This window comes from Kitasatospora putterlickiae (assembly GCF_039527695.1).
In the GTDB taxonomy this organism is placed as follows: Bacteria; Actinomycetota; Actinomycetes; order Streptomycetales; family Streptomycetaceae; genus Kitasatospora; species Kitasatospora putterlickiae.
The window spans coordinates 17141-25314 of sequence record NZ_BAAAKJ010000119.1; the positions used below are offsets into that span (position 1 = coordinate 17141).

The following is an 8174-nucleotide window of genomic DNA, read 5'->3' on the forward strand; positions in this document are numbered from 1 at the left end:
GCCCCGAGGGGCGGCCGGTTCGTCTGCGTCTAGGAACGCGCGGGCTGTGGGCCACCCAGGGGGTCGGCCCACCACCAGGAGAAGGTGTGCGGCGTGTTCACGGGCCGAGCCTAGCGGATCCCCGGACCGGAGTGAGGCCCGTCACCCGAATGTCCGCGAGGCGTCTCACCCCTCGGGCGGTGGTCACAATTCGGTTGTCGCACCCCGTAGCCTTGAGCGCGTGACCGTGACGAATCCCCACACCTGGCAGTCCCTGCCCGCGGCGCAGCAGCCTGAATGGCCGGACCAAGAGGCTCTGCGCAAGACCCTTGCCGAGCTCGCCTCGTATCCGCCGCTCGTCTTCGCCGGCGAGTGCGACCAGCTGCGCGCCCGGCTCGGTGCCGTGGCCCGTGGTGAGGCGTTCCTGCTGCAGGGCGGTGACTGCGCCGAGGCCTTCGACGGCGTCTCGGCGGAGCACATCCGCAACAAGCTCAAGACCCTGCTGCAGATGGCGGCCGTGCTGACGTACGCGGCCTCGGTGCCGGTCGTCAAGGTCGGCCGCATCGCCGGCCAGTACTCCAAGCCGCGCTCCAAGTCGACCGAGACCCGTGACGGCGTGACCCTGCCGGTCTACCGGGGCGACTCGGTGAACGGCTTCGAGTTCACCCCGGAGTCCCGGATCCCGGACCCGGAGCGCCTGAAGCGGATGTACAACGCGTCCGCCGCCACGCTCAACCTGGTGCGCGCCTTCACCACCGGTGGCTACGCCGACCTGCGCCAGGTGCACGCCTGGAACCAGGACTTCGTGCGCAACTCGCCGGCCGGCCAGCGCTACGAGCAGCTCGCCCGCGAGATCGACAACGCGCTGGCGTTCATGAACGCCTGCGGCGTGGCGCCGGAGGAGTTCAAGACGGTCGAGTTCTTCTCGTCCCACGAGGCGCTGATCCTGGACTACGAGACCGCGCTGACCCGCGTGGACTCGCGCACCGGCGAGCTGTACGACGTCTCCGGCCACATGGTGTGGATCGGCGAGCGCACCCGCCAGCTGGACCACGCGCACATCGAGTTCGCCTCGAAGATCCGCAACCCGATCGGCGTGAAGCTCGGCCCGACCACCTCGGTCGACGAGGCGCTGACCCTGATCGAGAAGCTGGACCCGGAGCGCGAGCCCGGCCGGCTCACCTTCATCACCCGGATGGGCGCGGGCAAGGTCCGCGACCACCTGCCCGCCCTGGTGGAGAAGGTCACCGCCTCCGGCGCGCAGCCGGTCTGGATCTGCGACCCGATGCACGGCAACACCTTCGAGGCGTCCAGCGGTCACAAGACCCGCCGCTTCGACGACGTGCTCGACGAGGTCAAGGGCTTCTTCGAGGTGCACCGCGCGCTCGGCACCCACCCGGGCGGCATCCACGTGGAGCTGACCGGCGACGACGTCACCGAGTGCGTCGGCGGCGGCGACGAGGTGCTGGTCGACGACCTGCACCAGCGCTACGAGACGGCCTGCGACCCGCGGCTCAACCGCAGCCAGTCGCTGGACCTGGCGTTCCTGGTCGCCGAGATGTACCGCGGCGGCAACTGAACGGTGCCGCCGGCCCGGCGGATGTGACAAAAGCCTCTCCGGCCTGGGGTTCTCCCGGGCCGGAGAGGCTTTTGCGTGCCCCGTGGGGCGGGTAAGGTGAGGCTTAGTGAACTAAGGCTTGCCTTAGTCAAGATCCACTCCGCTTCACCGCTTCACCCCCGGGAGAGACCGCGATGTACGTGTGCATGTGCCATGCGGTCACCGAGGACCAGGTGAAGCGGGCGATCGACGGCGGCGCCAACACGCCGCGCCAGATCGCCAAGGGCTGCAAGGCCGGGACCGACTGCGGCTCCTGCGTGCGACGGATCCAGGCCCTGCTCGGCGAGCACGGCGCCCGGCCCTGCCCGACCGCCCGGCTGGCCGCCAGGCTGGGCCTGGCGGACCCGACGGAGGCCGAGGCCGAGGCCGCCGCCGGCCCGCAGACGCCGGCACCGCTGCGCGCCGCCTGAGCGGCGGCATCGGGGGTCAGGACTCCGGCTGCTCGATCAGCTGGGCGATGTACAGCGCCTCGCCGAGCTTCTCGACCAGTTCGAGCTGGGTGTCGAGGTAGTCGATGTGATGCTCCTCGTCGGCCAGGATCGATTCGAAGATGTTGGCCGAGGTGATGTCGTTCTTGGCCCGCATCACCACGATCCCGCGCTTGAGCCGGTCGATCGCCTCCACCTCGACCTGCCGGTCGGCCTCGAACATCTCCTTGACCGTCTGGCCGATCCGGACGTGGAAGAGCCGTTGGTAGTTGGGCAGCCCGTCGAGGAAGAGGATCCGGTCGGTGAGCACCTCGGCGTGCTTCATCTCGTCGAAGGACTCGTGCCGGGTGTACTTGGCGAGCTTCGTCCAGCCGAAGTTCTCCTGCATCTTGGCGTGCAGGAAGTACTGGTTGATTGCGGTCAGCTCGGCGGTGAGCTGCTCGTTGAGGAACTCGATGACCTCTGCGTCGCCCTTCATGGCGGTGCCTTCCTGCTCGCGTGCGGGATCAGGGCCGTTTACCCTCCGGCTCCGGCTGCAGGCATCCTGGCATCGCCATGGGAGGAAATTCCAGTAAGTTCACACTCACTAGGACATGTGTCGGAATATCCGATTTGCCCAGCGCGGGCGAACGTCCTCGCCCCGCCGTTGGCCCGTACGAGCGGGGCGTGCGATGCGGTGAAGGGGCGCGCGCCGGGCGTCGACCGCCGTCTGTCACCATGGATCCATGGGTCAGTCCGAACAAGAACCGCCGTCACCGTCTGACCCCAGGCTCCCGCCGGGCCAGCGCGTCCAACGCGGCTGGCCCGCCCTGCACTACGGTCCGGTGCCCCGCTTCAAGCCGCTGAGCTGGGAACTCCAGGTGTTCGGCGCGACCGCCTCGGCGGAGAGGCGCGGCTGGGACTTCGCGGGCTTCAACGCCCTGCCCCGCACCACCGTCCGGGCCGACCTGCACTGCGTCACCCGCTTCTCGGTGCTCGACGGCGAGTGGACCGGCGTGGCCGCCGCCCTCCTGCTCGACCTGGTGCCGCCGGACACCGGGGTCACCCATGTCATGGTCTGGGCCGAGTACGGCTACAGCGCCAACCTGCGGCTGGAGGACTTCGCCGCCCCCGACACCCTGCTGGCCACCCACCGCGACGGCGAGGCGCTCACCGCCGAGCACGGCTTCCCGGTCCGGCTGGTCGCGCCGCGGCTGTACGCCTGGAAGGGCCCCAAGTGGGTCCGGGCGATCGAGTACATGCGGGCCGACCGGCGCGGCTTCTGGGAGGAGCGCGGCTACCACAACCGCGCCGACCCGTGGCGCGAGCAGCGCTACTCCCACCAGGAGGAGCCCGGTGACGGGCCGCTCCGCTAGTTCCTGAGGCCCCGGGCCTACAGGAACGGGAAGTTGACCGTCACCACGGTGCGCTGCGGGCGCCGCTCGCCCGCCGCCGGGGACTGGCCGCTCACCTTGCCGGTGCCGAACAGGTTGACCCCGTTGCTCTGCATGGCGAACCCGGCCGCCTGGAGCGCCTTCTCGGCGGCCTCCTTGGACATCCCGGTGACGTCCGGGACCGGCACCATGCCCTTGCTGACCACCAGCGCGACCGGCGTGTTCTCCGGCACCTGCTGCCCGGCCGCCGGCGAGGTGCTGATCACCGAGCCCTCGGCGACCCCGTCGTTGTACGTCTCGGTCACCGTGCCGGCCGTCAGTTGCGCCCCGGTCAGCGTCGTGGAGGCCTGCGCGGACGGGCGGCCGACCACGTCGGGCACGGCGATCCGCTTGGGCCCGCGCGAGACGGTGAGGGTGACGGCGTCGCTCTTCCTGGTCCGGGTGCCGACGCCGGGTTCGGCCGCCATCACCTGGCCGACCGGGACGGACTCGCTGTACACCTCCGAGACCTTGCCGTGCATGCCGGCGGCGTCCAGGATCCGCTCCGCCTCGGTCCGGTTCTTGCCGAGCACGCCCGGCACCGTGCCGTACACCGCGCCGGAGATCATGTACGTCGCCCCGCCGACCAGCAGGACCAGGGCGGCGATCACGGCCGTCCAGATCAGCGGCGCGCGCGGCAGCCGGCGGGCGGTGGACCGTGAGCGCCGGGCGCGGGGCGCGCGCGCCGGCGGGGGTTCGTCGTACGGGCGCGGCTCGGTGAGCAGCTGGTCCATGACGTCCGGCGGCACGTCCAGCACGCTGGTGCGCTCCACCGGGGGCGCCGGCGCCGGCGGCGGGGTGAGCACCGCGGTGGCCTCGCCGGTCGGGTAGCGCGGGCTGGGCCGGGTGGAGGCGGGCGGCTCGGCGTCCAGCTGGGCCGGGGTGAGCCCGCGGCGGACCCGCTGGAGCGCGGCGAGCAGTTCGACCGCGTCGTGCGGGCGGCTGGCGCGGTCCCGGGCGCAGGCGCCCGCCACTATGGCGTCCAGCGCGGGCGCCACGCCGGGGACGGTGGCGGACGGCGCCGGGACGTCCTCGTGCAGGTGGCGGTACATCACCTGGACGGGGTTCTCGCCGGTGTGCGGACGGGAGCCGGTGAGCATCTCGTACAGCAGGATGCCGGCCGCGTAGACGTCCACCCGCTGGTCGGTCTCGGCGCCCGGGCGGATCTGCTCCGGCGCCAGGTAGGAGACGGTGCCGAGCACGGTGCCGGCGGTCGCGGTGGTGGAGGTGGCGGCGCCGTCGGCGGCGTTCAGCACCCGGACCAGCCCGAAGTCGGCGACCTTGACCAGGCCGTCGTCGGTGATCAGCACGTTCTCGGGCTTGACGTCGCGGTGCACCAGGCCGGCCCGGTGGGCGGCGCCGAGGGCGGCGAGCACCGGCTCCAGGATGTCCAGGGCGGCCCGGATGGAGAGCGCGCCGCGGTCGCGCAGCAGGTCGCGCAGGGTGCCGCCGGGAACGTACTCCATGGCGAGGAAGACGCGCGCGCCGTCGGCGTTCTGGTCGAAGACGTTGACGACGTTGGGGTGGGCGAGCCGGGCGACGGCCTTGGCCTCGCGGATGAAGCGGGTGGTGAACGCGGTGTCACCGGCCAGCGAGGGGTGCATCACCTTGAGCGCGACGACCCGGTCGAGCCGGGTGTCGGTGCCCTGGTAGACGGTGGACATCCCGCCGGCGGCGATCCGCCACTCGACCCGGTACCGGCCGTCGAGCAGGGTACCGATCAGGGGGTCGCGCAATGCCATGTCCACCCGGCGAGTCTAGGGCGTGGCGGTTCACCGGCCCCGGGGGACACCGCCCCCGGGGCCGCTCTGTGCCCGGTTTGTGACACCGGGACGATGATCGCAGGAACTGGCCGGAAGGCCGGGTCCTCAGAACGCGGGGTGCTCGCGGGTGTCCAGCTCGGCGCGGCCGGCCATCGCGGAGGACGCCTCGGCGTGGAACCGGCGCGGGATCCGGCCGGCCCGGTGGGCGAGCCGGCCCGCCTCGGCGGCGTGCCGCATCGCGTCGGCCATCAGCACCGGGTCCTGGGCGCGGGTGACGGCGGAGGCCAGCATCACCGCGGCGCAGCCCAGCTCCATCGCCAGCGCGACGTCCGAGGCGGTGCCGGCGCCGGCGTCCAGGATCACCGGGACGCCCGCGCCCTCCACGATCAGCTGGAAGTTGTGCGGGTTGCGGATGCCGAGGCCGGAACCGATCGGCGAGCCCAGCGGCATGATCGCCGCGCAGCCGACGTCCTCCAGCTTGCGGGCCAGCACCGGGTCGTCGTTGGTGTACGGCAGCACCGTGAAGCCGTCGTCGACCAGGGCCTCGGCGGCGTCCAGCAGCTCGATCGGGTCCGGCAGCAGGGTGCGCTCGTCGGCGATCACCTCCAGCTTCACCCAGTCCGTGCCGAGCGCCTCGCGGGCCAGCCGGGCGGTCAGCACGGCCTCGCCGGCGGTGAAGCAGCCGGCCGTGTTGGGCAGCACCCGGATGCCGTTGCGGGTCAGCACGTCGAGCACCGAGCCCTGGGTGGTGGCGTCCACCCGGCGCATCGCCACCGTGGTCAGCTCGGTGCCGGACACCTGGAGCGCCTGCTCCAGGACCTCCAGGCTGGGGGCGCCGCCGGTGCCCATGATCAGCCGGGAGGAGAAGGACGTCCCGGCGATGGTGAGAAGGTCGTCGGCCATCGGTCAGCCTCCCTGGACGGCGGTGAGGATCTCGATTCGGTCGCCCGCCGACAGCGGTGTGCGCGGCCACTCGGCGCGTGGCACCACGGCCTCGTTCAGGGCGGCGGCGACACCGGAGTGGGCCTGGCTGAGGTTGGCGACCACCTCGGCCAGGGTGGTCGAGGCGGGCACCTCGCGGGGCTCGCCGTTGACGCTCAGGGGGATGTCGCTCATGCCGGGACCTTCGTGAATCGGGTGGGGGAGAACGGGCGGGCGAGCTCCGGCAGGGTGCCGGTGGCCAGGTACTCGGCCACCAGGTCGCCGGTGACGGGCGTCAGCAGGACGCCGTTGCGGTAGTGGCCGGTCGCGGCGACCAGGCCGGGCAGCGCGGTCGGGCCGAGCAGCGGCGCGTTGTCCGGCGAGCCGGGGCGCAGCCCGGCGCCGGTCTCCACCAGTGGCAGCTCGGTGATGCCGGGGACCAGCTCGTGCGCGTCGCGCAGCAGCTCGTACACCCCGCCGGCGGTGACCGTGGTGTCGTAGCCCTGCTCCTCGGTGGTCGCGCCGATCACCAGCTCGCCGTTCTCGCGCGGCACCAGGTAGAGGTGGCCGCCGCGGACCACGGCGCGCACGTTGCGGGAGAGGAACGGGCGGTAGGCCTCGGGCACCCGCAGCCGCAGGACCTGGCCCTTGACCGGGCGGATCGCGGGCAGCACGCCCGGGGGCAGGCCGGGCAGCAGGTGGCTGCGCGAGCCGGCCGCGAGCACCACCCGGTCGGCGGTGACGCTCTCGCCGGTGGCCAGCCGGGCGCCGGTCGCGCGGTCGTGCTCGACCAGCAGCCCGGTCGCCTCGGTGCGGTGCAGCACCGCGCCCGCCCGCTCGCAGGCGTGCACCAGGGCGGCGGCCAGCCGGCGGCCGTCCACCTGGTGGTCGTCGGTGACGTGCAGGCCGCCGCGCACGCCCGGGGCGAGCATCGGCTCCAGCCGGCGGGCCTCGCGGCCGGTGAGCCACTGCGAGTCCAGGCCGAGCCGCTGGTGGAAGGCGTGCAGCTCGCGCAGTTCCTCGCGGTCGTCGGAGTCGAGGGCGACGGCGATCGTGCCGCACCGCCGGTAGCCGGTGTCCCGGCCGCCGGCGGCCTCGGTGAGCTCGGCGGCGAAGGCCGCGTAGCGCTCGTTGGAGGCCATCCCGAGGCGCAGCAGCGGCTCCTCGCCGTACTGGAGTTCGGTGACCGGGGCGAGCATGCCCGCCGCCACCTGGGCGGCGCCGCCGCCGGGTCGCGGGTCGACCACGAGGACGCGCAGTCCCCGCTGGGCCGCCCGCCAGGCGACCGCGAGTCCGACGATCCCACCGCCGATGACCAGCACCTCGGTATGGGCGCCCGGTGGCAAGCGTGTCAAAGTCGCTCTCTCCCTTCGCCGGTATGACCCGGATCAGGTTCGGACGGTCGCGGGCCGTGCCAGCCCGCCTCTCAGCCCGGTCCGCCGGGCTCCCGTGATGGTGCCTCCACCTTAACTCCGGGCGGTGCGGCCCCTGAAGGTGCCCGGACAGGGGCGGCCTAGGTCTGGGGCCCCAGGACCTGGCTCAGTACAGTGACGGGCGTGGCTGAGCTGAGCGGGACGGGACAGACGGATCGGGTGGTCGTGGTCGGCGCCGGGCTGGCCGGGGCGCAGTGCGCCGCGGTGCTGCGGCGCGACGGCTGGCAGGGGCGGATCACGCTGGTCGGCGAGGAGCCGCACGCGCCGTACGACCGGCCGCCGCTCTCCAAGGACGTCCTGCTCGGCAAGGCCGACAGCACCGCCCTCGACCTCGACTTCGCCCACCTCGGCGTCGACCTGCTCACCGGCCGCCGCGCCACCGGCCTCACCCCCGGCGGCCCCGGCGGCCCGGGCCTGCTGCACACCGACGCCGGGGACGAGCCGTACGACGCGCTGGTGATCGCCACCGGCGCCGAGCCGCGCGCCCTGCCCGGCGCCGAGCGCGCGCACCTGTTGCACACCCTGGACGACGCGCTCGCGCTGCGCGCCCTGCTGCGCCCCGGACTGCGGCTGGTGCTGGTCGGCGCGGGCTGGATCGGCGCCGGCCTGGCCACCGCGGC

General features: G+C 73.1%; 9 protein-coding genes and 1 riboswitch. Of the genes, 4 read left to right on the top strand and 5 right to left on the bottom strand.

Features of this window, described 5'->3' with window-relative positions:
• The first annotated feature begins 220 nt into the window (after nt 1-220).
• Nucleotides 221-1558: a class II 3-deoxy-7-phosphoheptulonate synthase gene (locus ABD308_RS12470; protein WP_344332726.1), complete on the top strand. Its 1338-nt coding sequence runs from the start codon at nt 221-223 to the stop codon at nt 1556-1558.
• A gap of 173 nt (nt 1559-1731) precedes the next feature.
• Nucleotides 1732-2007: a (2Fe-2S)-binding protein gene (locus ABD308_RS12475; protein WP_344332727.1), complete on the top strand. Its 276-nt coding sequence runs from the start codon at nt 1732-1734 to the stop codon at nt 2005-2007.
• A 16-nt stretch (nt 2008-2023) separates the two neighbouring features.
• On the opposite strand, the gene bfr is transcribed toward ABD308_RS12475, so the two are convergent.
• Nucleotides 2024-2503 carry a bacterioferritin gene (bfr, locus tag ABD308_RS12480; RefSeq protein ID WP_344332729.1) on the bottom strand — a complete coding sequence of 160 codons (480 nt, stop codon included), beginning with the start codon at nt 2501-2503 and terminating at the stop codon, nt 2024-2026.
• Between the two features lie 247 nt (nt 2504-2750).
• On the opposite strand from bfr, the gene ABD308_RS12485 reads away from it, so the two are divergent.
• Nucleotides 2751-3380, top strand: coding sequence for a sulfite oxidase-like oxidoreductase (locus ABD308_RS12485; RefSeq protein WP_344332731.1), 630 nt, complete (start codon nt 2751-2753; stop codon nt 3378-3380).
• 17 nt (nt 3381-3397) lie between these two features.
• Here ABD308_RS12485 and pknB read toward each other — a convergent pair whose 3' ends face one another.
• The 4 genes from pknB to thiO form a co-directional block, all read right to left on the bottom strand.
• Nucleotides 3398-5179: a Stk1 family PASTA domain-containing Ser/Thr kinase gene (gene pknB, locus ABD308_RS12490; protein WP_344332745.1), complete on the bottom strand. Its 1782-nt coding sequence runs from the start codon at nt 5177-5179 to the stop codon at nt 3398-3400.
• Nucleotides 5180-5305: 126 nt separating this feature from the next.
• On the bottom strand, nt 5306-6103 hold the full coding sequence (locus ABD308_RS12495) for a thiazole synthase (protein ID WP_344332734.1): 798 nt from the start codon (nt 6101-6103) through the stop codon (nt 5306-5308).
• Nucleotides 6104-6106: 3 nt separating this feature from the next.
• Entirely contained in the window at nt 6107-6316 is a 210-nt protein-coding gene (gene thiS, locus ABD308_RS12500; RefSeq protein WP_344332736.1) for a sulfur carrier protein ThiS, read from the bottom strand.
• Entirely contained in the window at nt 6313-7476 is a 1164-nt protein-coding gene (gene thiO, locus ABD308_RS12505) for a glycine oxidase ThiO (RefSeq protein WP_344332737.1), read from the bottom strand. Before thiO ends, thiS begins: the two co-directional genes overlap by 4 nt.
• Nucleotides 7470-7582: riboswitch (TPP riboswitch) on the bottom strand. It overlaps the preceding gene by 7 nt.
• A 95-nt stretch (nt 7583-7677) precedes the next feature.
• On the opposite strand from thiO, the gene ABD308_RS12510 reads away from it, so the two are divergent.
• Nucleotides 7678-8174: FAD-dependent oxidoreductase (locus ABD308_RS12510; RefSeq protein ID WP_344332738.1), on the top strand; the 497-nt coding region annotated here is incomplete at its 3' end.

What these genes read in the sequence shown, in the direction of transcription:
- ABD308_RS12485 (WP_344332731.1), top strand. Translation starts at nt 2,751, where the DNA reads ATGGGTCAGTCCGAACAAGAACCGCCGTCACCGTCTGACCCCAGGCTC.
- ABD308_RS12475 (WP_344332727.1), top strand. Translation starts at nt 1,732, where the DNA reads ATGTACGTGTGCATGTGCCATGCGGTCACCGAGGACCAGGTGAAGCGG.
- ABD308_RS12495 (WP_344332734.1), bottom strand. Translation starts at nt 6,103, where the DNA reads ATGGCCGACGACCTTCTCACCATCGCCGGGACGTCCTTCTCCTCCCGG.
- pknB (WP_344332745.1), bottom strand. Translation starts at nt 5,179, where the DNA reads ATGGCATTGCGCGACCCCCTGATCGGTACCCTGCTCGACGGCCGGTAC.
- bfr (WP_344332729.1), bottom strand. Translation starts at nt 2,503, where the DNA reads ATGAAGGGCGACGCAGAGGTCATCGAGTTCCTCAACGAGCAGCTCACC.
- thiS (WP_344332736.1), bottom strand. Translation starts at nt 6,316, where the DNA reads ATGAGCGACATCCCCCTGAGCGTCAACGGCGAGCCCCGCGAGGTGCCC.